This window comes from Neobacillus sp. S1115, from assembly GCF_055385565.1.
The window spans coordinates 4,678,639-4,703,444 of the sequence record NZ_AP038275.1 but is presented as its reverse complement, the minus strand read 5'-3'; the positions used below and the strand labels follow the sequence as shown (position 1 = coordinate 4,703,444).

General features: G+C 41.3%; 23 protein-coding genes and 2 pseudogenes. 19 read left to right on the top strand and 6 right to left on the bottom strand.

Annotated features, from left to right (window positions below; all coding sequences use genetic code 11):
• Positions 1–68 precede the first annotated feature (68 nt).
• Together ACZ5B7_RS23015 and comER are read right to left on the bottom strand one after the other, a co-directional pair.
• A pseudogene (locus tag ACZ5B7_RS23015) lies at positions 69–373 on the bottom strand (transposase); the annotation flags it as partial.
• 391 nt (positions 374–764) lie between these two features.
• Entirely contained in the window at positions 765–1,589 is an 825-nt protein-coding gene (comER, locus tag ACZ5B7_RS23010) for a late competence protein ComER (RefSeq protein ID WP_464491109.1), read from the bottom strand.
• 87 nt (positions 1,590–1,676) lie between these two features.
• On the opposite strand from comER, the gene ACZ5B7_RS23005 reads away from it, so the two are divergent.
• From ACZ5B7_RS23005 to ACZ5B7_RS22995, 3 genes and pseudogenes are all read left to right on the top strand, one after another.
• Positions 1,677–2,330 carry a helix-hairpin-helix domain-containing protein gene (locus tag ACZ5B7_RS23005; protein ID WP_464491108.1) on the top strand — a complete coding sequence of 218 codons (654 nt, stop codon included), beginning with the start codon at positions 1,677–1,679 and terminating at the stop codon, positions 2,328–2,330.
• A 73-nt stretch (positions 2,331–2,403) separates the two neighbouring features.
• A pseudogene (locus ACZ5B7_RS23000) lies at positions 2,404–2,850 on the top strand (ComE operon protein 2); the annotation flags it as partial.
• A gap of 77 nt (positions 2,851–2,927) precedes the next feature.
• Positions 2,928–5,258, top strand: a complete 2,331-nt coding sequence (locus tag ACZ5B7_RS22995) for a DNA internalization-related competence protein ComEC/Rec2 (RefSeq protein WP_464491107.1) — start codon at positions 2,928–2,930, stop codon at positions 5,256–5,258.
• 68 nt (positions 5,259–5,326) lie between these two features.
• On the opposite strand, the gene ACZ5B7_RS22990 is transcribed toward ACZ5B7_RS22995, so the two are convergent.
• Positions 5,327–5,461 carry a YqzM family protein gene (locus ACZ5B7_RS22990; RefSeq protein ID WP_213120113.1) on the bottom strand — a complete coding sequence of 45 codons (135 nt, stop codon included), beginning with the start codon at positions 5,459–5,461 and terminating at the stop codon, positions 5,327–5,329.
• 341 nt (positions 5,462–5,802) lie between these two features.
• Between ACZ5B7_RS22990 and holA the strand changes: the two genes are divergently transcribed.
• On the top strand, positions 5,803–6,819 hold the full coding sequence (gene holA, locus ACZ5B7_RS22985) for a DNA polymerase III subunit delta (RefSeq protein ID WP_423799139.1): 1,017 nt from the start codon (positions 5,803–5,805) through the stop codon (positions 6,817–6,819).
• A 34-nt stretch (positions 6,820–6,853) separates the two neighbouring features.
• Here holA and rpsT read toward each other — a convergent pair whose 3' ends face one another.
• Positions 6,854–7,114 carry a 30S ribosomal protein S20 gene (rpsT, locus tag ACZ5B7_RS22980; protein WP_464491106.1) on the bottom strand — a complete coding sequence of 87 codons (261 nt, stop codon included), beginning with the start codon at positions 7,112–7,114 and terminating at the stop codon, positions 6,854–6,856.
• Positions 7,115–7,334: 220 nt separating this feature from the next.
• On the opposite strand from rpsT, the gene gpr reads away from it, so the two are divergent.
• From gpr to mtaB, 12 genes are all read left to right on the top strand, one after another.
• On the top strand, positions 7,335–8,450 hold the full coding sequence (gene gpr, locus ACZ5B7_RS22975; RefSeq protein ID WP_213144799.1) for a GPR endopeptidase: 1,116 nt from the start codon (positions 7,335–7,337) through the stop codon (positions 8,448–8,450).
• A gap of 105 nt (positions 8,451–8,555) precedes the next feature.
• Positions 8,556–9,755: a stage II sporulation protein P gene (spoIIP, locus tag ACZ5B7_RS22970; RefSeq protein ID WP_464491105.1), complete on the top strand. Its 1,200-nt coding sequence runs from the start codon at positions 8,556–8,558 to the stop codon at positions 9,753–9,755.
• 18 nt (positions 9,756–9,773) lie between these two features.
• Positions 9,774–10,100, top strand: a complete 327-nt coding sequence (locus ACZ5B7_RS22965) for a DUF3679 domain-containing protein (protein WP_213144801.1) — start codon at positions 9,774–9,776, stop codon at positions 10,098–10,100.
• Between the two features lie 110 nt (positions 10,101–10,210).
• The gene (lepA, locus tag ACZ5B7_RS22960; protein WP_464491104.1) at positions 10,211–12,046 is read left to right on the top strand and encodes a translation elongation factor 4; all 1,836 of its coding nucleotides are present in this window, start codon (positions 10,211–10,213) and stop codon (positions 12,044–12,046) included.
• Between the two features lie 74 nt (positions 12,047–12,120).
• On the top strand, positions 12,121–13,263 hold the full coding sequence (hemW, locus tag ACZ5B7_RS22955; protein WP_464494555.1) for a radical SAM family heme chaperone HemW: 1,143 nt from the start codon (positions 12,121–12,123) through the stop codon (positions 13,261–13,263).
• A gap of 77 nt (positions 13,264–13,340) precedes the next feature.
• Positions 13,341–14,372, top strand: a complete 1,032-nt coding sequence (gene hrcA, locus ACZ5B7_RS22950) for a heat-inducible transcriptional repressor HrcA (RefSeq protein WP_213145290.1) — start codon at positions 13,341–13,343, stop codon at positions 14,370–14,372.
• A 101-nt stretch (positions 14,373–14,473) separates the two neighbouring features.
• Complete coding sequence (gene grpE, locus ACZ5B7_RS22945) at positions 14,474–15,100, top strand: nucleotide exchange factor GrpE (protein ID WP_464491103.1); 627 nt, start codon at positions 14,474–14,476, stop codon at positions 15,098–15,100.
• Positions 15,101–15,134: 34 nt separating this feature from the next.
• Positions 15,135–16,970: a molecular chaperone DnaK gene (dnaK, locus tag ACZ5B7_RS22940; RefSeq protein ID WP_464491102.1), complete on the top strand. Its 1,836-nt coding sequence runs from the start codon at positions 15,135–15,137 to the stop codon at positions 16,968–16,970.
• A gap of 303 nt (positions 16,971–17,273) precedes the next feature.
• Complete coding sequence (gene dnaJ / locus ACZ5B7_RS22935; protein WP_423799133.1) at positions 17,274–18,410, top strand: molecular chaperone DnaJ; 1,137 nt, start codon at positions 17,274–17,276, stop codon at positions 18,408–18,410.
• A gap of 17 nt (positions 18,411–18,427) precedes the next feature.
• Positions 18,428–19,369 carry a 50S ribosomal protein L11 methyltransferase gene (gene prmA, locus ACZ5B7_RS22930; RefSeq protein ID WP_464491101.1) on the top strand — a complete coding sequence of 314 codons (942 nt, stop codon included), beginning with the start codon at positions 18,428–18,430 and terminating at the stop codon, positions 19,367–19,369.
• A 109-nt stretch (positions 19,370–19,478) separates the two neighbouring features.
• Positions 19,479–20,228, top strand: a complete 750-nt coding sequence (locus tag ACZ5B7_RS22925; RefSeq protein ID WP_464491100.1) for a 16S rRNA (uracil(1498)-N(3))-methyltransferase — start codon at positions 19,479–19,481, stop codon at positions 20,226–20,228.
• 7 nt (positions 20,229–20,235) lie between these two features.
• Positions 20,236–21,609, top strand: coding sequence for a tRNA (N(6)-L-threonylcarbamoyladenosine(37)-C(2))-methylthiotransferase MtaB (gene mtaB, locus ACZ5B7_RS22920; protein WP_464491099.1), 1,374 nt, complete (start codon positions 20,236–20,238; stop codon positions 21,607–21,609).
• A 35-nt stretch (positions 21,610–21,644) separates the two neighbouring features.
• On the opposite strand, the gene ACZ5B7_RS22915 is transcribed toward mtaB, so the two are convergent.
• Together ACZ5B7_RS22915 and ACZ5B7_RS22910 are read right to left on the bottom strand one after the other, a co-directional pair.
• Positions 21,645–22,037 (bottom strand): hypothetical protein, encoded by a 393-nt coding sequence (locus ACZ5B7_RS22915; RefSeq protein WP_464491098.1) that lies wholly within the window; start codon positions 22,035–22,037, stop codon positions 21,645–21,647.
• A gap of 195 nt (positions 22,038–22,232) precedes the next feature.
• A complete protein-coding gene (locus ACZ5B7_RS22910) occupies positions 22,233–23,177 on the bottom strand; it encodes a Na/Pi symporter (RefSeq protein WP_464491097.1) in 945 nt (314 codons plus the stop codon).
• A gap of 218 nt (positions 23,178–23,395) precedes the next feature.
• Between ACZ5B7_RS22910 and rpsU the strand changes: the two genes are divergently transcribed.
• The 3 genes from rpsU to ACZ5B7_RS22895 all read left to right on the top strand — a co-directional run bounded on the left by rpsU (position 23,396) and on the right by ACZ5B7_RS22895 (position 24,782).
• The gene (gene rpsU / locus ACZ5B7_RS22905; protein WP_007087607.1) at positions 23,396–23,569 is read left to right on the top strand and encodes a 30S ribosomal protein S21; all 174 of its coding nucleotides are present in this window, start codon (positions 23,396–23,398) and stop codon (positions 23,567–23,569) included.
• Between the two features lie 13 nt (positions 23,570–23,582).
• On the top strand, positions 23,583–24,029 hold the full coding sequence (locus tag ACZ5B7_RS22900; protein WP_464491096.1) for a GatB/YqeY domain-containing protein: 447 nt from the start codon (positions 23,583–23,585) through the stop codon (positions 24,027–24,029).
• Positions 24,030–24,143: 114 nt separating this feature from the next.
• Positions 24,144–24,782 carry an NfeD family protein gene (locus tag ACZ5B7_RS22895; protein ID WP_423799129.1) on the top strand — a complete coding sequence of 213 codons (639 nt, stop codon included), beginning with the start codon at positions 24,144–24,146 and terminating at the stop codon, positions 24,780–24,782.
• Positions 24,783–24,806: the final 24 nt, after the last annotated feature.

Sequence of the window (24,806 nt, the reverse complement as noted above, 5' to 3'; positions counted from 1 at the left end):
CACATTTTCCAGCCTTGCCAAGTGTGTCGCAATCTTTTTTATATTTTGACAGGCTGCTGCCGGTAAGGTCTGTAAATATTAGTACCTTTAAAACAGTGTTGACGATTCCAACTAATCGTAGAATGATGTGGAACTGGATCATGGAATTTTAAGCCTAAAAACCAACGATAGGCAATGTTCATTTTTATTTCTCGTTCTAGTTGTCTTTCAGAACGAATACCAAAAAGATACCCAAATAACATATTTTAAAAATAATGAGGGGATCAGATGGGCGGCCATTGTCCTCACTATAAAAAGTACGAACTTTTTCGAGAAGAAACGAGAAATCAATATATTTGTCAATCAAGCGAAGAAGGTGGTCATCCGGGACCATTTCATAAATAAATTCATATTCACTTGGCTTAAACAAAATTCACCACTTATTATATTGAAATTGAAGGACTTTATTAAATACACCTGTTGATTGGCGCGGAAGGCACGAAGACTCCTGCGGGAGCACGGGACAGGGGAGACCCCGCAGGAGCGTAGCGACGAGGAGGCTCGCCGGCACGCCCGCGGAAAGCGAAGTGCCTGGAGCGCCAATCAACAGCCTTGTTGAAAAGCCTTATTATTAATAATATGATAGCAAATAAACCGCGGTGAATTATTAAAGATAGTGAATAAAATAAAAGGCTATCGAAAGTTTCTCGACAGCCTGAAAGCCATCATAAAAAAGATGGCTTTTTTTTATTTATACTTGCAGGAATTTGCGGAAATTTGGCGAATTAATGTTTTGAGATATGCAATTCTACTTTATCAAGATCTTCCTTGAATTTTGCGTGGGTGGCTTGAAATACATGTTCAAACATTTCCCCAAGCTCATTGTCGAGCACCTTAATTCCTTCTCCGGTAATTCCGCCTTTCACACAAACTTTTTCCTGGAGCGATGGTAAGGTATAATGGCCTTGCTTAAGCAATTCACCAAGACCTACAATCATCTCACTTGCCAAAACTGTGGCTACTTTTTCATCGATTTCCGTTTCCTTTACGGCTGCATTAATAAATGCCTGCAGTAAATAACTGAAAAATGCAGGTCCGCAGCTGACAATATCCGATGCTACTCTTGTTACCTTTTCATCAATATCGACCGGGACTGAAATCTTCGTCATTAAATTGTCCATTTCCAATCTCCAATTATCCCGACAGCTTTCCCCATAGGTCATTAAGGAAACTCCCGAAAGAGCCCGATTCGTGATGCTTGGGATGACTCTTACCACAGAACAAGAAACCTTACTCTCAATTTGTGCTGTACTGATAGGGCTTGTTATCGAAACAAGACATTTATTTTCCGTCAAATGGGGATTGATCTTATCTATCACCTTAAAAACATCTAATGGCTTTACACAAACAAATATTAAATCGGATTGAGCCGCAACTTCTACTTCACTTGCCCCAACCCTAATTTCCTTGTATTTATCTTTAAGCAGCATGGCTTTAGCGATTGTTCTGTTCGTAATCAGCATCGAAGAAGGAGATACGGCTTCTCCGTCAATTAACGCTTCCACCAAAATCCTCCCCATATTACCGGTGCCGATAATGCCAATATTCATTGTTTCGACCCTCCTTCACCTCAGAGTTTCTTTTATAACCTTATGAGGAATGTTTGTAAAATATACCTTTAGAAAGGATGGAGCCAAGTGAAAGACTGGTTGATGGAACATAAGAGTTATGCTGTTGCTGTTGCATCGCTTGTCGTGGTCTTGATTTTTTATTTTTACCAAAACGGTGCTAGTGAGGCTATCCAACCGCAGCCCTTAGCGACTGATAAAGCATCAGAGGCTGGCAGTGTTCAAGAAAAATCCGAGGGAAATATGGGGAAGACACAGCGTCAAACAGCTGCAGTAATCATAGTAGATGTAAAGGGACAGGTGAAACAGCCGGGTGTTTATAAAGCCTCAGAGGGGGAGCGGGTTATTGATGTGGTTAGCCGTGCGGGAGGTGTAACCGAACAGGCCGAGCAAGGCCAAGTGAATTTTGCTGAACGGGTAAAGGATGAAATGGTCATTTATATTCCGGCAAAGGGTGAAGGGGCGGTGGTTCTCCCGGAGGCATCGGGAAATGGAGTAATGGTCTCAGGGGGGACAGGTCAGAATGAAGGGAAAATTAATCTCAATAAAGCGGAGGTCAATGAACTGCAAAACCTGCCTGGTATCGGGCCGGCAAAGGCAGCGGCGATCATCGATTACCGGGAAACAAGCGGACCCTTTAAACGAGCAGAAGATTTAAAGAATGTCAGCGGAATCGGTGAAAAAACGTATGAAAAATTAAAGGATTTGGTTACGGCGCCATAATTCTATCATTGACGTTCATGGACAAGCACTATTAAACTTAAACAAAGAAAACATCATCAAGGGAGTGGCTAAGGTGAATCGTATTTCATGGGATCAATATTTTATGGCGCAAAGTCATTTGCTTGCACTGAGGAGCACTTGCACCCGGCTCACAGTTGGGGCGACCATTGTCAGGGATAAGCGGATTATCGCCGGGGGCTATAACGGTTCCATTGCCGGCGGAGACCATTGTATCGATAAAGGTTGTTATGTCGTAGATAATCATTGTATTCGTACTATTCATGCTGAAATGAATGCCCTTTTGCAATGTGCAAAATTTGGCGTTCCGACAGCAGAAGCGGAAATTTATGTGACCCATTTTCCTTGTTTGCAATGCTGTAAAGCGATTATCCAGGCTGGCATTAAAACTGTTTATTATGCTGAAGATTATAAGAATCATCCTTATGCAATTGAACTGTTTAAACAAGCGAATGTAAAAGTGGAAAAGGTAGAATTAACCGAATCAGTGATAGATTTTCGAAAGGTTAATTCATAACCTTTGTTTGGCGCCGGACTTGAATCCGGCGTCAATATTATTCAAAGACTGGAGAAGGCACGATGACCGGAAAATATATTTATTTTGCAGTTGCAGCTCTTTTAGGAGTATTGGCGGCATTGAACCATTTTCTGCCCTATTTTATGTTGTCCATCCTTTATCTGTTTGTTTTGCACCATTATAAAAAGTTTCAACCATACCTATTATCTGTAATAACCGCAGTATGGCTTGTATTTTTCCTCATTGGCTTTCAGGCAGCCAGCCACAATCATTCGAAAATTCCTGAGACTGTCGCTTCATTTTCCCTTGAATATATTCAAGACCCCAAAATAGACGGTGATTTATTACAAATCCAGGCAAAAGAGCATGTTTATAAAGAAAAACTCCTTATCCGCTATAAAATGAATTCACAACAAGAAAAAGAAGATCTTAAAGATAAGTCTTTTTATGGTTATGTATGCAAGCTGTCTGGTGATTTGAAGAAACCAAAGATAGCTAAAAATCCGAATGGCTTTGACTATCGTAATTACCTTAAAACAAAAGAAATTTACTGGATTGTTGAAAGTAAGGAAAATCCTCTGAGTAACTGTACTCCTGTAAAGAGAAATTCCCCGTTCGCTCTCATTCAAGATCTCCGCTTTATGGGAATACATTACCTCGAAAAACAGTTTCCAACCGAAATTGCATCATTATCTTCCGCTTTAATTTTTGGCGAGAGGGGAATGCTTAGCCCAGATTTACAGGAGGATTATCAAAAGACAGGACTCGTTCATTTATTGGCGATCTCAGGTCTCCATGTTTCCCTCCTGATCGGGATGGTTTTTTATATGGGGATAAGATTGGGTTTGACTAGACAGACGATGACGAATTTTCTTTTGATGGTATTGCCTGTATATGTCATCTTAACTGGCGCGTCTTCGTCAGTAATTCGTGCAGGGCTTATGATTTTTCTTGTTCTGGCAGTAATAAAGTGGAAGAACCAGCTTAAGTTGCTGCCCCTTGATGCAATAAGCCTTGCCTGTATCATATATCTGAGCTTTAATCCGTTGGTACTGTTTGACGTCGGCTTTCAATTATCGTTTACAGTAAGTGCCGCCATCATCTTGTCTGCAAAGTATATTTTAGGGAAATACTCGATTCCTATTATCCAAATGATTGTCATTTCCGCAGCCTCTCAATTAACAGCACTTCCTTTTCTGCTGTATCACTTCTTTGGATTGTCCTTCATAGGAATAGTAGCTAACTTAATCTATATCCCGTTATTTTCATATGTTTATCTTCCTGGATTGTATGGTTTATTTTTTATTCAACTTGTATTAGGGTGGACTCCGGGAATCCTCATAAAATTCTTCATGTCTATAATTACCCTTTTTAACACTTTAATTGCTTTACTTGCTGATTTAAACTTTGCTGCATTAGTGCCCGGAAGACCAAATCTTTTCTTTTTACTATTTGATATTGTGGTGATTGTTTGTATTTTTTACATTTGGGAAAAGAGGGGCTATCCAAATAGAAAATGGCATCTTGTCGGTTTATCTGCCGCTCTATTGACATTTCAATCAGGCTGGAACTGGGCCGACCCCTTTGGTGAGGTAACGATGATCGATGTGGGTCAAGGAGATAGTATCTTCATCCATTTTCCCCGTGGTGGCGGGAATTATTTGATTGACACGGGTGGAACGATGAATTTTATGGATGAAAATTGGCAGAAGCGGGCGAAACCGTACGAGGTGGGAAGAGATGTTGTTGTTCCATTTTTAAAGGGAAAAGGGATCACAAAAATTAATAAATTAATCTTAACACACGGGGATATGGATCATATCGGGGGTGCCAAATCTATAATAAAAGAACTTAAAGTAGAAGAAATTCTTCTGCCCTCAGTCGCCGAACCATCTGCCATGGAGGAAGAAATCAAGGATGAGGCGGAAAAAAAGGGAATAAATCTCGTTCACGTTTCTTCTGGATATCGATGGGGAAACGCGGATCATCAATTTTATATACTTAGTCCGGATGAGAACTTTAAAGGAGAACGAAACAGCGGGTCGCTTGCCATTTTTGCCCGTTTCGGAGGGTTGAATTGGTTTTTTGGCGGAGATTTGGATAAGCCGGGTGAGGAAAGAATTATCGAGAGATATCCAGAATTAACGGTGGATGTCCTTAAAGCTGGACATCATGGGAGTAAAACATCAAGCTCTGAAGCCTTTATTCGGCAGGTTAAGCCTAAAGCGGCCATTATTTCTGTCGGGGAAGAAAATCGATTTGGACACCCCCATCAGGAGGTGATTAAGCTTTTAAAAGAAGTAAATGCAGTAATTTATCGAACTGACCTGCAGGGAGCAATTACTTACAGTTTTTATAAAAATACAGGAACCTTTTCTACGTTTTTGCCATAAGATACATCACTTAATAAAAAAAGAGGCTGTGGGTAATACAGCCTCCTGAAACTCTTATGTAGCATTAATTAAGAACCGATCAGCTTAATGACTGTAGCAATGATAAACATTACAGCAAAAAAGCCAAAAGACACACCAAATCCAACCCCTGAATCAATTGCATCGTTACGCTTGCTTTGCGGATTTTTTTCAAATTGGTTCACAGTCTACCCCTCCTATTTCACAATATAGTATAAGCGATTTCCTTAAAAAAATCCAGCCTCCCCTAAATGCTTTTCCTGTACTGACAAGTGTTGTCAAAATAGTTTGACTAACAAAGGGCTACAATAAGCTTACCAAAGGAACTCCGCCTGACATATCGGTACCTAGGGCCGATAAAAGCAGGCGTTCATTATAGATCGGGAATTGGCACTATGGCGAATGCTGTCAATTCCCTTTTAATTATTCGGAAATAACTATTTCAAACCTAGTGTTTTGTACTTGTCAAATTGTCCAAGCTTCATTACGATAATAAAGAGTGAAATAAAGGGGAGCGCTGGACAAAATGGTAACAGATGTGTGGCGGAAAATTAAACAAAATCATATTGCTCCAATTTATTTATTATATGGAACAGAAAGCTTTTTAATCAATGAGACCAAGCAATTGCTGCTAAACCATATATTAAATGAAGAGGAAAAGGACTTTAATTTTGCAGCCTATGATTTGGAGGAGACTCCGCTTGAAATTGCGGTAGAGGATGCGGAAACCTTTCCTTTTTTAGGGGAAAGAAAGGTTATTTTTTTACATAATCCGATTTTTTTAACAGCTGAAAAATCGAAAGAAAAAGTCGAGCATAATATAGCAAAGCTTGAGGCCTATATAAGGGAGCCTGCACCGTATACTGTCTTGGTCATTTCGGCACCTTATGAGAAATTGGATGAACGAAAGAAAATTACAAAAGAACTTAAGCGAACTGCAGAGGTTGTCGAGGCCAAAAAATTAAATGAGCATGAACTGAAAAATTGGGTAAGGGACCGGGCGAAGACAGCAGGAATCGAAATCGAGACTGATGCTGTGGAGCAGCTGCTCGCACTTTCGGGCACCAACTTATTCATGCTTTCGAGTGAACTAGAAAAGCTTGCTTTATATGCTGCAAATGAGAAAAGAATTGATGGGGCGCTTGTGGAAAAATTGGTTGCTCGTTCATTGGAGCAAAATATTTTCACGCTAATCGAAAAAGTGGTGCAGCGTAAATTGGAGGAAGCATTAAGGATTTATTTTGATTTGTTAAAGCAAAATGAGGAACCAATCAAAATATTGGCGCTGCTTTCCAATCAATTTCGCTTGATTTATCAAGTGAAGGAGCTGTCACGACGCGGATATGGCCAGCAGCAGATTGCCGGTTTCTTGAAGACCCATCCATTTCGAGTGAAGCTAGCTCTCGGACAGGCAGCGCAATTTACGGACGAGGAGCTTGCAAATCTCATGAGCCTCCTTGCCGAAGCCGACTATCAAATGAAAACCGGCGGGATGAATAAGTCTCTGCTGATTGAAATGTTACTGTTCAAATTAAAGAAATAAAAAAACGATTCCTGAAAAAGGAATCGCTTTTTTATTATAGTGCGTTGATTTTCTTCATTAGGCGAGCTTTTTTACGAGCTGCAGCGTTTTTGTGGATAAGACCTTTTGCAGCTGCTTTATCTAATTGGCTAGCAGCATTTACTAAAGCATCCTTCGCAGTAGCAGCGTCGTTAAGAGTAACAGCAGCTTCTACTTTCTTTACTGAAGTACGCATTGCAGATTTCGCCATTGTATTTTGAGCATTACGAGATTCGCTAGTTTTTACACGCTTAATAGCAGATTTAATGTTAGGCATCAATTTCACCTCCTGTAAAGAATCGAGACTATATGAACTCGACTAAACATTCATAAACAATTATTCGCAACAAGAGATATTTTATCAAATGGTCAACTAGATTGCAATATAGAATTCATTAGCTAGGATAGAATAAATTGCATGTTTTCTTTGAAAAGGGGCAAAAATAGGAAATAGTTTCTATTTGCAGGAAATCTTTTTTTCTAATGGAGGATTGAACATGAAGGAATCTATCGACTTAAGTCAATATTCGGTCCGCACTGATTTAGCGATTGAAGCCAGGGAAATGGTACTGGCCCAATCTGTTGAACAAGAGGAAAACTTGTCTCAAATTGAAGGGGTCATTATTAAAGAAAAAGATGTTGACGATATAAAAATCTCCTTAGTAGAAGTGACGAAACAAGGAGAGGCGCAGCTTGGAAAAAAAGCCGGACGATATTTAACCTTGGAGGTCCAGGGGATCCGTCAGCAAAATACGGAAGTGCAGCAAAAAGTGCAGAAAATTTTTGCTAGCGAGTTTGCCCATTTTCTAGAGGGGTCAGGGGTTAAAAAAACCGATTCCTGTCTTGTGGTTGGATTGGGGAACTGGAATGTAACGCCGGATGCGGTTGGTCCGATGGTTTGTGAAAACCTGCTTGTGACACGCCATCTTTTCCAGTTACAGCCGGAAAATGTGGAGGAAGGCTACCGATCTGTCAGTGCATTGTCACCTGGAGTTATGGGGCTAACGGGCATTGAGACCAGCGACATTATTTTCGGAGTTGTAGAAAAGATCAAGCCGGATTTTGTAATCGCTATTGATGCCTTGGCATCACGGTCTATCGAAAGGGTAAATTCTACCATCCAAATCTCTGATACTGGCATCCATCCCGGTTCTGGGGTGGGAAACAAACGAAAGGAATTAAGTAAAGAAACATTGGGTGTTCCTGTTATTGCTGTAGGAGTTCCTACAGTGGTTGATGCCGTTTCGATTACAAGTGATACGATTGACTTCATTTTAAAGCATTTTGGCAAAGAAATGAAAGAAGGGAACAGACCTTCAAGAGCACTTGCTCCGGCCGGGATGACCTTTGGAGAACGACGCAAACTGACTGAAGAAGATTTACCGGAAGAAAAGCATCGTAAAACCTTCCTTGGCATTGTCGGGACACTTCCGGATGATGAGAAACGTAAACTGATTCAAGAAGTCCTTTCACCGCTTGGCCATAATTTAATGGTTACGCCAAAAGAGGTAGATGTGTTTATTGAAGATATGGCAAACCTCCTCGCCAATGGGCTAAACGCCGCCCTCCACAGCACTGTTGATCAAGGTAACGCAGGGTTCTATACACGATAAAAATGTTAGAGGCAGTCTGATTTGGACTTGCCTCTAAAAAATGGTTCTACCAACTCTATTAATGTCATAGGATTTACTAGAATCCTTTTTGTGAGAGGTGGAACCATGAAAACCAAAGCTTCAGGAACCTTTATTATGGTGCAAGGGACAAGTGTCCTTAAGTTTATGGCAGCACTGTTTATATTTTTATTGTTTATTTTTTCTATCAGCGGGCTCTTAACATCCATAAAGCCCCAATATAGACTATCTTCATCCTCCGTCAACCAGGCGGCAACGAAAGTGAACGGCGAACTTCTTTTTCAACTAATGGGCTGGGAAAACCACCACTTTTTAAAAGTGAAGCCTGACTTTACGATGCCAACATTAACGAATTTGGTTTTTAAACTGTCAAGCAACATTAATTTGGATGACCCAAGGAGTATGCTTGGCCGAGAACTGCCAGGATTTTTTCAGTTTGATGGGCAGATATTGGTTGCTGGGGAAGGGACAAATTATACAAATATGCCATTGGAATCCTCGCCGCCGATTGAAATTATGAAAGCGGAACAAGAGGCATCCCTGCAGAATATAGAAGGCTTGGACAAACCTTCGGATGATAATCCGTCACCTGCACCCGGCCAAACGACTGGAGATCGGAAGGTTGTCTACGTTTACTTTACTCATAATCGGGAATCCTATTTACCGTATCTAAAAGGCGTTACGAATCCGAATTTGGCCTATCATTCACAGATTAATGTGACTAAAATTGGAGACCAATTAAAAACAAGCCTCGAGGAAAGAGGAGTTGGAACCTTTGTCGACAAGACGGATGTCCAAGGAAACCTAAATAAAAAAGGCCTGAAATATTGGAATTCCTACACGGAATCTCGCTCACTTGTGCAAACTGCGATGGCCTCGAACCGGGATTTGCAATATTTTATTGATGTTCATCGCGATTCACATCGGAAAGATGAAACAACCATTTCAATTAATGGGAAATCCTACGCAAAGCTAGCTTTTATTATCGGTGGTAAAAATCCAAACCATGAAAAAAATGCGCAGCTGGCGAGCGAACTCCACACCCTTATGGATAAGAAATATAAAGGCTTAAGCAGGGGAGTTATTGTCAAAAACGAATCTGGGTCAAACAGTGTCTACAATCAAAACCTTTCGGATCATGCCATTTTAATTGAGTTTGGCGGTGTCGATAATACATTTGAAGAACTGAACAGGTCGGCAGATGCACTCGCAGATGTGTTCAGCGATTATTTCTGGCAGGCAGAAAAAGTGAACAAGGATGCGGAGCAATCTACTAATAAACAATAGATGATAGGAGCATTTCATATGAAAATGTTCATGGTAAAAAGTTTCATTATCGCAGCGCTAATGTTTATTTCAGTTTTAACGGGAATGGAACTGGCGAACAATGGAATCCAAAAAATGAAAGGGTATCAGGATCCCAATTTTCAAAACGCGGTCTCGATTAATGAAACAGGGACTGATCTAAAGGCGACCTTTCTTGGCAAAAATATTTCCAATCATGATATTGAAGCAAAAAAGAAAAAACTTGAAGAAATCAATGCCTATAATTTTTTCTCCTCAATGGGTAGAAAAATGTCAGATGGCTTAACCAAAGCTTCTGAGAGTCTGATTGATTTGGTAGTGAAATAAACGGCGGCACCAGTGAAGGTGCTGCTGTTTTAGTTTTCGTTGAATCTTGATAATCCTCTTGTTATAATGAAAAATAGTGTATCTGCGCCAATTTAGTAGGAGTGAACCACATGAATAGAGATGAACGACTGAAACGACAAGAAAAAATCAGAAACTTTTCAATTATTGCCCATATCGATCATGGTAAATCGACATTGGCCGATCGAATTTTAGAAAAAACCAATGCCCTCTCCTCCCGAGAAATGAAAGCCCAGCTCTTGGACTCGATGGACTTGGAGAGAGAGCGCGGGATAACGATAAAATTAAACGCGGTCCAGTTACAATACAAAGCCAAAGATGGCGAGGAATATATTTTTCATTTAATTGACACCCCGGGACATGTCGATTTCACCTATGAGGTGTCGCGCAGCCTGGCTGCTTGTGAGGGGGCTATTCTAGTTGTCGACGCAGCGCAGGGAATTGAAGCGCAAACATTGGCAAACGTTTATCTAGCATTGGATAACAATCTTGAAATCTTACCTGTAATTAATAAAATCGACCTCCCGAGTGCAGACCCAGAAAGGGTGCGCAATGAAATTGAAGAAGTCATCGGGCTTGATGCTTCCGAGGCAGTTTTAGCCTCGGCAAAAGCAGGAATCGGAATTGAAGATATCCTTGAGCAGATTGTTGAGAAGGTCCCTGCCCCTGTGGGAGATCCTGGAGCGCCATTAAAAGCACTGATTTTCGATTCGCTATATGATGCCTATCGCGGTGTAATCGCCTATATTCGTATCGTCGACGGGACTGTAAAGGTCGGCGATAAAATTAAAATGATGGCCACCGGTGCGGAATTTGAAGTGACTGAAGTCGGCGTTCATAATCCAAGAGAAGTGCAGCGAAATGAATTAACTGTCGGTGATGTGGGCTATCTTGCGGCATCTATTAAAAATGTCGGTGATACCCGTGTCGGGGATACAATTACGAATGCCAAAAACGGCGCGAAAGAAGCGCTGCCCGGCTATCGTAAATTAAATCCAATGGTTTATTGCGGAATGTACCCAATTGACACGGCTAAATTTAATGATCTCCGTGAAGCGTTGGAAAAGCTGCAGTTGAATGATTCCGCCCTGCAATTTGAACCGGAAACCTCACAGGCGCTGGGGTTTGGCTTCCGCTGTGGATTCCTGGGACTGCTTCATATGGAAATTATCCAAGAGCGGATTGAGCGGGAATTTAAAATCGATTTAATTGCGACTGCTCCAAGTGTTATCTATCATGTCCATATGACAGACGGAGAACTGATCAACGTAGACAACCCATCCAACATGCCTGACCCGCAAAAAATCGACCGGGTAGAGGAGCCATATGTGAAAGCAACCATGATGTCGCCAAATGATTATGTTGGCGCAATTATGGAGCTTTGCCAGCAAAAACGCGGCAATTTTATCGATATGCAATACTTGGATGAAAACCGGGTCAGCATTATTTACGAAATTCCGCTTGCAGAGATTGTTTATGATTTCTTTGATCAATTGAAGTCAAATACGAGAGGCTATGCTTCATTTGATTATGAACTGATCGGTTATAAACCGTCCAAGCTGGTTAAAATGGATATCATGTTAAACGCCGAAAAAGTTGACGCTCTAAGCTTTATTGTCCATAAAGACTTCGCCTATGAACGGGGGAAAGTAATTGTCGAAAAGCTGAAGGAACTAATTCCAAGGCAGCAATTCGAAGTTCCTATTCAGGCTGCCGTCGGGCAGAAAATTGTCGCCCGTTCCACCATCAAGGCGATGCGGAAAAACGTTTTAGCGAAATGTTACGGTGGTGACATCTCCCGTAAACGTAAATTGCTCGAAAAGCAAAAAGAAGGTAAGAAGCGGATGAAACAGGTTGGCTCCGTTGAAGTGCCGCAAGAAGCGTTCATGGCTGTACTAAAGATGGACGACAATAATACAAAAAAATAACTTCAACACGAGGTCAGGACAAGCCGATAAAGGTGAAGCCTGCCTCTTTTTGTTAGTAAGGAGTTGAAACCTTGATGATTAAAGCTGCCTATCTGCACATTCCTTTTTGTGAACATATTTGCCATTATTGTGATTTTAACAAAGTGTTTCTTAAGGGGCAGCCTGTTGATGAATACTTACTAGCTCTGGATCGGGAAATGCAAATGACTCTGGCGCAGTTTCCAGTGAAAGAACTTGATACTATTTTTGTTGGGGGAGGAACGCCCACCTCTTTAAATGAAAAGCAGCTTGAACGATTCTGTGAAAGCATTAACCGACATTTATTGAAAAGTTCAGATGTAGAATTTACTTTCGAGGCAAATCCTGGTGATTTATCGAAGGAAAAATTACAAATATTAAAGGATGCAGGTGTCAACCGGATTAGTCTTGGTGTCCAAACCTTTAATGATGAATTGTTGAAAAAAATCGGCCGTGTTCATCGGGCTGAAGATGTCTATCGAACCATTGACGATGTGAAGAAGACAGGATTTCAGAATATTAGTATCGACCTGATTTACAGTTTGCCCGAGCAAACACTTGAAGACTTTCAAGCTTCTCTTCATACGGCGTTTTCATTGGACATTCCGCATTACTCAGCCTACTCGTTAATTATCGAGCCTAAGACCGTTTTTTATAATTTAATGAAAAAAGGCCGCCTTCCAGTCCCAGGTGAGGATATAGAGGCACAAATGTACGAAATGGTAATGGAGGCAATGGAAAAACACGGCTTCAAACAGTATGAAATAAGCAACTTTGCCAAGCCCGGCTTTGAAAGCAAGCATAATTTAACCTATTGGGACAACGAAAACTACTTTGGTTTTGGGGCTGGAGCGCATAGCTACGTAGATGACTTTCGCCGTTCTAATTATGGGCCTTTGAAAAAATATATGGACCAGATTAACAGTGGAAAACTTCCCTTCATTGAGGAACATCAAGTAACATTAGCAGAACAAATGGAGGAAGAAATGTTTTTAGGCCTGCGAAAAACGGAAGGTGTTTCAATCTCAAGTTTTAAAATAAAATTTGACCGTGATCCCGAGCAATTATTTAAGCAGGAATTAGCTGAATTAACATCAAGACTATTGTTAAATGTACAGGATGGCAGAATATATTTAACTAAAAAGGGCCGTCTGTTAGGAAATGAAGTTTTTCAGTCGTTTTTAGGAGTATGTAATTGACACCATAATTCCTTTTTGATAATTTATTAGTATAATTAGCACTCGTTAATGCGGAGTGCTAACAGAGGTGATGAATGTTGTTAACAGATCGTCAATTGTTGATTCTTCAGGTTATTGTTGATGACTTTATTCGATCTGCACAACCAGTCGGCTCTAGAAGTTTGTCGAAAAAAGAGGAGATTTCCTTTAGTTCGGCAACAATTCGAAATGAAATGGCCGATCTTGAGGAAATGGGGTTTATCGAAAAAACTCATACCTCATCGGGGCGTGTCCCTTCGGAAAAAGGTTATCGTTACTACGTTGACCATTTGCTTTCACCGCAGACTTTGAATCCTCAGGATATTTCAATCATTCAATCCATCTTTGCGGAGAGGATTTTTGAATTTGAAAAAATAATTCAAAGGTCTGCGAAAATTTTGTCAGAAATGACGAATTATACTTCCATTGTTCTAGGGCAGGATGTCGGCATCAATAAGCTGAAAAGAATTCAAATCATCCCCTTAAACAAAGAAACAGCTGTTGCAATCTTAGTGACAGATACTGGCCATGTGGAAAATAGGACCTTTTCACTGCCGGCTGTACTTGATATGAGCGAATTGGAGAAAATCGTAAACATCCTAAACGAAAAATTATCCGGTGTCCCGCTTGAAGATTTACATGATAAGATTTTTAAAGAGGTGGCAATGCTTTTAAAACAGCATATCCGCCGTTATGACCTTTTTCTTCATACCATTGCGGAAACCTTTAAAATGCCAGCAACTGAAAAGTTATTTTTCGCAGGGAAAACGAACATGTTAAGTCAGCCAGAATTTCATGATATTGCCAAAATACGTAATCTATTAACCATGATAGATCGAGAAGATTGGATTACAAATTTAATCAGAAGCAATCAAAAAGGTATTAGCGTGAAGATTGGCAGTGAGAATCAAAATAGTATCATGGAAGATTGCAGTCTAATCACGGCTACTTATTCTGCCGGCACAGAAAAATTGGGGACGATTGCGATTCTTGGCCCGACAAGGATGGAATATTCACGTGTTATCAGCTTATTGCAGTTATTAAGCCATGATTTATCGGCAGTATTAACAAAGCTGTATCAATACAAATAACACTGGTAATATTGAGTAAGGGTGAAATCAACCATTTCACCCTCTTACCATGGTTATCAGCCATTAAATAAGTGAGATTTGATTCTTTAAGGGAGGTGAGTATGTTGTCAAACGAAAAAAACAATACCTTGAATGAAGAAATGGAAGATTTAAGAGGCAGCGAAAGCGTTGAATTTACTGATAATGAAGCCGCTCGTGCCGGACAATCAATTGAACAAACAATTGAAATGGAGGCAGAAACTGCTGAACAGCCTGTTCATGCTGAAGCTGAAGCGCAATTGCAGGAAATTCAAATGTTAAAGGATAAACTGGAGGCGGCAGAGAACCGCTACCTTCGCCTGCAAGCAGACTTTGATAATTTCAAACGCCGTACCCGCTTGGATCAAGAGGCGGGCGAAAAATATAGAGCGCAAAAACTAGTGACCGATTTACTTCCGGTACTTGATAACTTTGGAAGAGCTTTGGAGATTGAGGCAGACAACGAACAAACAAAGTCAGTGCTGCAGGGAATGGATATGGTCTACCGCAGCTTAATCGATGCTTTGAAAAAAGAAGGTGTCGAGCCTATTGAAGCAGTGGGGAAGGAATTTGACCCCCATCAGCATCATGCTGTAATGCAGGGAGACGATGCTGCTTATGGCTCAAACATAGTGATTGAGGAATTCCAGAAGGGCTATTTACTAAAAGACCGGGTGATTCGGCCATCAATGGTAAAAGTGAATCAATAAGCCTACATATTATTTTATAAGGAGGATAAAGGCAATGAGCAAAATTATCGGTATTGACCTTGGTACAACCAACTCCTGTGTTGCTGTACTTGAAGGCGGGGAACCAAAGGTAATTCCCAATCCAGAAGGCAACCGTACAACTCCATCTGTTGTAGCCTTCAAAAATGGGGAACGTCAAGTAGGGGAAGTGGCAAAGCGCCAGGCGATCACAAACCCAAATACGATTATTTCCATTAAACGTCATATGGGTACTGCCCATAAGGAAGAAATTGAAGGAAAGCAATATACACCGCAGGAAATTTCGGCTATCATTCTTCAGTATTTAAAATCCTATGCAGAGGATTATCTTGGTGAGCCAGTAACAAAGGCAGTCATTACAGTTCCTGCTTACTTTAACGATGCTGAGCGCCAGGCTACGAAGGATGCAGGTAAAATTGCCGGTCTTGAAGTAGAACGGATTATTAACGAACCGACCGCTGCTGCTTTAGCATACGGTTTGGATAAAACAGACCAAGATCAAACGATTCTTGTTTATGACCTTGGCGGCGGTACATTTGACGTTTCCATTCTTGAACTTGGAGACGGTGTTTTTGAGGTAAAATCAACTGCCGGTGACAACCGTCTTGGCGGTGATGACTTTGACCAAGTGATTATTGATTATTTAGTAGATCAATTCAAAAAGGAAAATGGCATTGACCTTTCTCAAGATAAAATGGCCTTGCAACGTTTGAAGGATGCTGCTGAAAAAGCGAAAAAGGATCTTTCCGGCGTGACTTCCACGCAGGTATCCCTGCCATTTATCACTGCAGGCCCTGCAGGTCCGCTTCATTTGGAAGTAACTTTATCAAGGGCTAAATTTGATGAATTAACAGCACATCTTGTTGAACGTACGATGGGACCTGTCCGTCAGGCATTGAGCGATGCAAGTATGTCTCCAGCAGAACTTGACAAAGTTATTCTTGTCGGTGGTTCTACTCGTATCCCTGCTGTTCAAGAAGCCATTAAAAAGGCAACTGGCAAAGAGCCGCATCGCGGAGTAAACCCTGATGAAGTTGTAGCGATGGGTGCAGCAATTCAGGGCGGCGTTATCACTGGTGACGTAAAAGACGTAGTACTTCTAGATGTAACGCCATTATCCCTTGGTATTGAAACAATGGGCAGTGTATTTACAAAATTAATCGACCGTAATACAACCATCCCAACTTCCAAGTCACAGGTGTTCTCAACTGCTGCTGACAACCAAACAGCCGTGGATATTCACGTTCTTCAAGGGGAGCGTCCAATGGCAGCGGACAATAAAACATTAGGCCGCTTTCAGTTATCTGACATTCCACCGGCACCACGGGGAATTCCGCAAATCGAAGTAACTTTCGATATCGATAAAAACGGAATCGTAAATGTTCGTGCTAAGGATCTTGGTACAAATAAAGAGCAGCAAATTACCATTAAATCATCTACAGGACTTTCTGATGATGAAATTCAAAAAATGGTCCGCGAAGCAGAAGAAAACGCGGAAGCGGATAAACAACGCAAAGAAGAAGCAGAACTTCGCAATGAAGCGGATCAGCTAGTCTTTACAACAGAAAAAACCTTAAAGGATCTGGAAGGTAAGGTTGACGCTGCTGAAGTAGCAAAAGCAAATGATGCGAAGGATGCTCTAAAGCAAGCTATCGAGAAAAACGATTTAGCAGAAATGCGTGCGAAAAAAGATGCTCTTCAAGAAATCGTTCAGGCTTTGACTGTAAAGCTATATGAACAGGCTGCTGCGGCACAGCAAGCGCAGGCAGGCGGCGCTGATGCAGGTGCCTCTGGCAAAAAAGACGACAATGTAGTTGATGCAGAGTTTGAAGAAGTTAAAGACGATAAATAGAAAAGCGGAAGCGCCTTGACCAGGGGCTTATGACCCAGAGCCCCTAGGCGCTGGAGCTAGACAGTAATCGTTGTATTAGACGGTTACTTGTATTACTGATAAAAAAGTCAAAGTCAGACTAAAGGCTTTGGCTTTTTTAGCTAATCAGAATTTATTCCATAAGTTCTGAACGCATAAATATAACTACGCCTCTGTCTTCGTCCTAATGGACTCGCCAGTCGGCGAGTTTTTATTTATTGCTATACCTTTCCTAGGGTGTTAGAATAATCTTTATGTGAAAAGATTCGGGAGTGATGGTAATCAATGAGTAAACGGGATTACTATGAGGTGCTTGGTTTAAGCAAAGGTGCCTCTAAGGATGAAATAAAAAAGGCTTATCGCAAACTGTCTAAACAATATCACCCGGATATCAATAAAGAACCGGATGCAGCGGATAAATTTAAGGAAATTGCAGAAGCCTATGAAGTGTTGAGTGATGACCAAAAACGGGCACACTATGACCAATTTGGACATACTGACCCGAATCAAGGCTTCGGAGGATTTGGCGGGGGTTCTGATTTCGGCGGCGGTTTTGGCGGCTTTGAAGATATCTTTAATACCTTTTTTGGCGGAGGCGGTTCTCGTCGGAGAGACCCGAATGCGCCAAGACAGGGTGCAGACCTTCAATATACTATGACCATTTCTTTTGAGGAAGCGGCATTCGGTAAAGAAACGGATATTGAAATTCCTCGTGAAGAAACATGTGAAACATGTAGTGGTACAGGAGCAAAGCCTGGAACGAAGCCAGAGACCTGTAAACATTGTCAGGGTTCAGGACAAGTAAGTGTGGAGCAGAATACTCCATTCGGCAGAATTGTGAACAGACGTACCTGCCACTACTGTAACGGAACCGGTAAAGAAATTAAAAATAAATGTGCCACATGTGGCGGCGCTGGTAAAGTAAAGAAGCGGAAGAAGATTCATGTGAAAATTCCTGCGGGAATCGACGATGGCCAGCAGATGCGTCTCTCTGGACAAGGCGAAGGTGGTATTAACGGCGGGCCGGCAGGAGATCTTTATGTTGTTTTCCACGTTCGTGACCATGAATTTTTTGAACGTGATGGCGATGACATTTATTGTGAAATGCCAATCACGTTTGTTCAGGCCACACTCGGAGCCGAGATTGAAGTGCCAACCTTGCATGGGAAAGTAAAATTGAAGGTACCTTCTGGTACACAAACCGGAACAAAATTCCGATTAAAAGGAAAAGGCGTTCCGAATGTCCGTGGTTATGGTACGGGAGATCAACATATTCTTGTTCGGGTTATCACCCCAACAAAATTAAGTGATAAACAAAAACAATTGCTGCGCGAATTTGATGAGGCAAGCGGCAATGCTCCTCTAGGGGAACATGAAGAAAGCTTTTTTTCAAAAGTAAAACGTGCCTTTAAAGGCGAGTAAGGATTGGAGCTGGTAGAATGAAGTGGTCTGAAATTAGTATCCACACAACAAATGAAGCGATTGAGCCAATTTCTCATATTTTACACGAAGCTGGGGCGAGCGGTGTTGTAATTGAGGATCCATTTGAATTGACAAAGGAAAGGGAAGATCAATTCGGTGAAATCTACCAGCTTAATCCAGATGATTACCCTGAGGAAGGTGTCATTGTAAAGGCCTATTTGCCGGTCAATAGCTTCTTGGGCGAAACAGTCGAAGCGATTAAAGATTCTATTAATAATCTTATCCTATTCAATATTGATATAGGCTTAAATAAGGTTACAATCAGTGAAGTAAACGAGGAAGAATGGGCGACTGCTTGGAAGAAGTATTATAACCCTGTTAAGATCTCTGAAAAGTTCACGATTGTGCCTACATGGGAGATATATAACCCCGTCAGCAGCGATGAATTAATCATTGAATTGGATCCAGGCATGGCGTTTGGTACGGGGACACATCCGACGACGGTGATGTGTATTCAAGCCCTTGAAAGAACGGTCCGCCCTGGTGATCGAGTCATTGATGTTGGAACAGGTTCGGGTGTTCTAAGTATTGCTGCTGCCATGCTGAGGGCAGAGGATGTCAGGGCTTTTGACCTTGATGAAGTGGCAGTTACACAGGCAAAATTAAATATTAAGTTAAATAAAGTTCACAATATGGTGAATGTTTCTCAGAATAACCTGCTTGATGGCGTTGAAGAAGGATCAGCTGATGTCATTGTAGCCAATATTTTAGCCGAAGTCATTTTGCGTTTTACCGATGATGCGGCCCGGGTTGTAAAGCCGGGAGGTTATTTCATTACTTCAGGTATTATTCAGCAGAAAAAAGATCAAGTAAAAGAGGCACTTGTATCATCCGGTTTTGAAATTACAGAAACCATTTTAATGGAGGATTGGGTTGCCATTATTTCTAAAAGGGTATAATGAAGAAGCGAGGGGGGATATTCATTCCCCTTTTTGTATTTCATTCTTTATTATTGCTTTAAATTTTAGTAAAATAAGACGTATTCTGTTTTAGAGAGGGTGCAAAGTTGTGCAGCGCTACTTTGTTAAAAACCGAGCAAGTGAAGATCGTTTTTTCATAGACGAAGAAGATTGCCACCATATAGTCAAGGTGATGCGCATGGAACTTGGCGATCAAATCATCTGTGTCGATCCTGATGGAAAGCAGGCCATCTGCCGGCTTGCAGAAATTACCGATGAAAGAGTTGCTGCAGACGTTGTACAATGGAAAGAAGAGGTTTCTGAGCTGCCGATTTCAGTTACTATTGCAAGCGGGCTGCCTAAAGGGGACAAGCTTGAGTGGATTATCCAAAAAGGAACGGAATTAGGAGCTCATCAATTTATCCCTTTCTCGGCCGCACGCTCGGTTGTTAAATGGGATGAGAAAAAGGCTGCGAAAAAAATAGAGAGATGGCAAAAAATTGCCAAAGAGGCGGCCGAGCAATCACATCGTGCCGTGCTGCCAAAAGTGGAAAGAGCGATGAGTTTTAAAGAATTGCTTGCTAAAAGTAAAGAATTTGATTATAGATTAGCTGCGTATGAGGAGGAAAGTAGAAACGGAGAAACATCCGTTTTTTCTGCTGTCCTGAAACAATTAAAATCTGGTGAATCTCTCCTTCTTGTCTTTGGACCCGAAGGGGGCCTTTCAGAAGAAGAGGTCCAGCAGTTAACGCATAATGGTTTTAATCTTTGCGGACTCGGTCCGCGCATATTAAGGACGGAAACGGCCCCATTGTATTCCCTTGCGGCCATTTCCTATCATTTTGAATTACTGAGGTGAACATTCAATGGCAACAGTTGCTTTTCATACATTGGGTTGTAAAGTCAACCACTATGAAACAGAAGCCATTTGGCAACTATTTAAGCAAGAAGGCTATGAGCGCGTGGATTTTGAATCCATGTCAGATGTTTATGTGATAAATACCTGTACGGTTACGAATACAGGAGATAAAAAAAGCCGCCAGGTCATCCGTCGTGCGGTTAGAAAGAACCCAGATGCGGTAATCTGTGTTACAGGCTGTTATGCACAAACATCGCCGGCAGAGATCATGGCTATCCCTGGCGTAGATGTTGTTGTAGGAACACAGGATCGTGTTAAAATGCTGGACTATATCGAGCAGTATAAAACAGAACGGCAGCCAATTAACGGTGTCGGCAATATTATGAAGAATCGCGTCTATGAAGAACTGGATGTACCATCCTTTACAGACAGAACACGTGCCTCTTTGAAGATTCAAGAAGGCTGCAATAATTTTTGTACGTTCTGTATTATTCCATGGGCACGCGGCCTGATGAGATCACGTGAACCGCAGGAAGTTATTCGCCAGGCCCAGCAATTAGTGGATGCGGGCTATAAGGAGATTGTCCTTACAGGTATTCACACAGGCGGTTATGGCGAGGACATGAAGGATTATAATCTTGCGATGCTGCTTCGTGACTTAGAGGCACAGGTTAAAGGAATAGAACGACTGAGAATTTCTTCGATAGAGGCCAGCCAAATTACCGATGAAGTAATTGAAGTCATCAAGCATTCGAATATTGTTGTCCGCCATTTGCATATTCCGATTCAATCTGGTTCAAATACTGTTTTGAAAAGAATGCGTCGTAAATATACAATGGAATTTTTCGCAGAGAGATTGGAACGTTTGAAGGAAATCCTGCCAGGTCTAGCTGTAACCTCTGACGTAATTGTTGGTTTCCCTGGTGAAACGGAAGAGGAATTTATGGAGACTTATAATTTTATAAAAGAACATAAATTCTCCGAGCTTCATGTTTTCCCTTACTCCAAGCGTACAGGAACACCCGCTGCCAGAATGGAAGATCAAGTTGATGAAGAGGCCAAAAATGACCGCGTTCACCGCTTAATCACTCTTTCTGACCAACTAGCAAAAGAGTATGCTTCAGAATTTGAAGGTGAGGTTCTGGAGGTTATTCCGGAAGAGGCGTTTAAAGAAGAGGCTGAATCAGGCCTTTACGTTGGCTACACTGATAACTACTTAAAGGTTGTTTTCCCGGCAACTGAAGATATGGTTGGCAAAATTGTAAAAGTCAAGATTACAAAAGCCGGATACCCTTACAACGAGGGACAATTTGTCCGTGTGGTTGAAGATACAGCAACTGTTAAGGAAGAAGTTTTTACAACTGAAGAAGCAGCTATTTAATAATAAAGGGTGCCCCGTCACGGGACACCCTTTAATTAATTGTTCAGCAAATAATTTTGGAACAAAAGCGAATTGGTGCCCCAATTGGTAAATGATTCAGGCTTTAGGTAACCAATGACTCGTATTGGTGCCCGAACTGTAGAATAATCCTGCTCTTCGGTAACCAATGGGCCGTATTGGCGCCCAAACTGTAGAATAATCCTGCTCTTCGGTAACCAATGGGCCGTATTGGCGCCCGAACTGTAGAATAATCCTGCTCCTCGGTAACCAATGGGCCGTATTGGCGCCCGAACTGTAGAATAATCCTGCTCTTCGGTAACCAATGGATCGTATTGGCGACCGAACTGTTGAATAATCCTGCTCCTCGGTAACCAAATGGGCCGTATTGGCGCCCGAACTGTAGAATAATCCTGCTCCTCGGTAGCCAATGGCCTGTATTGGTGCCCCAACTCGTGAATTATTCAGGCTTTCGGTAGCCAATGGCCTGTATTGATGCCCCAATTGGTAAATAATTCAGGCTTTGGGTAACCAATGACTCGTATTGGTGCCCCAATGGGTGAATAGTTCAGCCTTTCGGTAGCCAATCTCCTTCTGATTAGAATGTAAGGTTAAAGTCCAGCTGATTATTTCACAATAGGTTGTTTTGGTCTTCTATCGTGTAAAAATAATATCATCTCGCCAAACTTTGTTGCAAACGGCAGCACTAAAAGAGAGGACACTACATTAAAAATAACGCTGATATGAGCCAGTTGAACATCCTTCCTGGCTGCGAGCAGCGGGGCATTTTCGGTCAGCAGAGGGATGAGCGGGATAAATAATAATACGCCAAAAACATTCAGCCACACATGCGCATAGGCCGCCAATTTTGACTCCTTCCCGCCGCCAATGGATGCAATAATGGCGGTGATACAGGTTCCAATATTAGCCCCTAGAACAATGGCAATTCCCGCATCAAGCTGCAGGAGCCCTGCAGTTAGAAATCCCATTGTAATCCCGGTCATTGCCGTACTTGATTGAATAATGGCAGTAATGACCGTTCCCGTTAATAAACTCATCAGAATATTATCATTTATGGAAAGAATGAATTGATGGATCACATTCATCGATGTTAACGGCTCGGCTAACCTTTCAAATCCCTTCATTGCCGTAAAAACAGAAGCAATGCCAAACAGAAGCATTCCGATACTTCTTGCTTTTTTATTGGGAAATATAATTAGAATTGCCCCAATAATCGCAAATGGGACAAGAACAGCATCTATGTCAAACGTAATTAATTCTGTCTTAAAGGTAGTACCAATATTGGTACCAAGAATAATCCCAATCGATTGAGGAAAAGTCATGATTCTTGCGGAAATTAAGCCGATTGTAATAACCATTACCGCAGAACTGCTTTGCAGGAGTGCGGTTATAAATGTCCCGGTCAGCATTCCTTTTAAAGGTGTACTGGTTAGTTTAATCAGCCATGTCTTAAGTTTGTTGGCGGACAAATTAAATAGTCCAAATCTGATAATTGTCATGCCAAAAATAAATATTAAAATGCAAAGTACAAATAATAATATGTAAAGCATGGTCTATCCTCCCCTCCCTTCATTGTATGGTCCGATAGGGAGGGACATGCCATCTTTAAAAGGAAAATTAAGACATGCTAAAAAAATATCTGCATAAAATGTACATTCCTTGTCACTTCACTGTGAAATACAGTTGACCTTGCACCTAGGTTATATTATAATTGCAAGGTACATGGATTGAATGTAAGTGTGTTGTGTTTCGGAGGGAGGGAAAGAGAATGTCTAAAACCGTTGTTCGTAAAAACGAATCGCTTGAAGATGCTCTTCGTCGCTTCAAACGTACAGTATCAAAAACTGGTACTTTGCAAGAGGCAAGAAAGCGCGAATTCTACGAAAAGCCAAGTGTAAAACGTAAGAAAAAGTCTGAAGCAGCAAGAAAACGTAAGTTTTAAGAGGGTGTAATAAATGAGTCTTCTCGAGCGTTTAAATAATGACATGAAACAAGCGATGAAAAACAAGGAAAAAGACAAACTTTCTGTTATTCGGATGATTAAAGCTTCGATTCAAAACGAGGCGATTAAGCTTGGTGTAAGTGAGCTGTCCGATGCAGATGAGTTAACGGTCCTTTCTCGCGAATTAAAACAACGCAAAGACTCCCTCCATGAGTTTGATAAGGCCGGTCGTGAAGACTTGGTTGAAAAATTGCGTACAGAGATCGCTATTGTCGAACTGTATATGCCGAAACAGCTTTCCGAAGAGGAACTTTCAGAAATAGTAAAAGAAACTATTTCTGAAGTCGGTGCAAAATCAAAAACGGAAATGGGAAAAGTGATGGCTGCTATAATGCCTAAAGTAAAGGGCAAAGCAGACGGGTCACTTGTTAATAAATTTGTACAACAACACCTTTCATAGTATTCTGACACTAAGACCATAGGTAAATGCCTGTGGTCTTTTACTTTTTAAATGAAACTTTCAGGCCAATAATCCGTAAATATTATTATGAGATGTAAAGAAAGGAGGGCTAGGATGGTTGAGTTTCTTATGAACCCTGTTGTTGTAACCGTTCTCCTGACGATTGGCGGAGTTGGACTGGTATTAGAGCTTTTTTCGCCAAGGTTTGGACTGTCCGGCTTAATTGGACTATTGGCGCTTGTTTTATTTTTTTATGGGCATTTCATGGCAGGCTATGCCGGTGTTGGCACTCTGGTTCTATTTGCTGGGGGAATCCTGCTGCTTTTCTTTGAATTGTTTCTTCCGGGTGCAGTTGCAGGAACTTTGGGTCTGGCAGCTTTGATTTTAAGCTTCTTTCTTGCCGGGGAGGATGCATTACAAATGGGTGTTTCAATTTTAATTTCAATTTTCTTAACAACCCTCGTGTTCTTTTTAATGATAAAGGTGCTTGGGAAAAAGCTTGTTTTATTCAATAAAATGGTTTTATTTGATTCCGCCAAAAAAGAAGATGGTTATGTTTCCAATATTAATCGTACCGATTTATTGGGGAAAGAAGGAGTCGCATTAACTATTTTAAGGCCTGCTGGTACAGCAATTTTTAATAATGAAAGAGTTGATGTGGTAAGTGAGGGCGGGTTTATAGCCCAAAATGCAAAAATTAAGGTCATCAAGGTTGAAGGTGCACGAATTGTTGTCAGAGAGGTAATTTCATAACAGAAGGGAGTAATGGACTGTGGA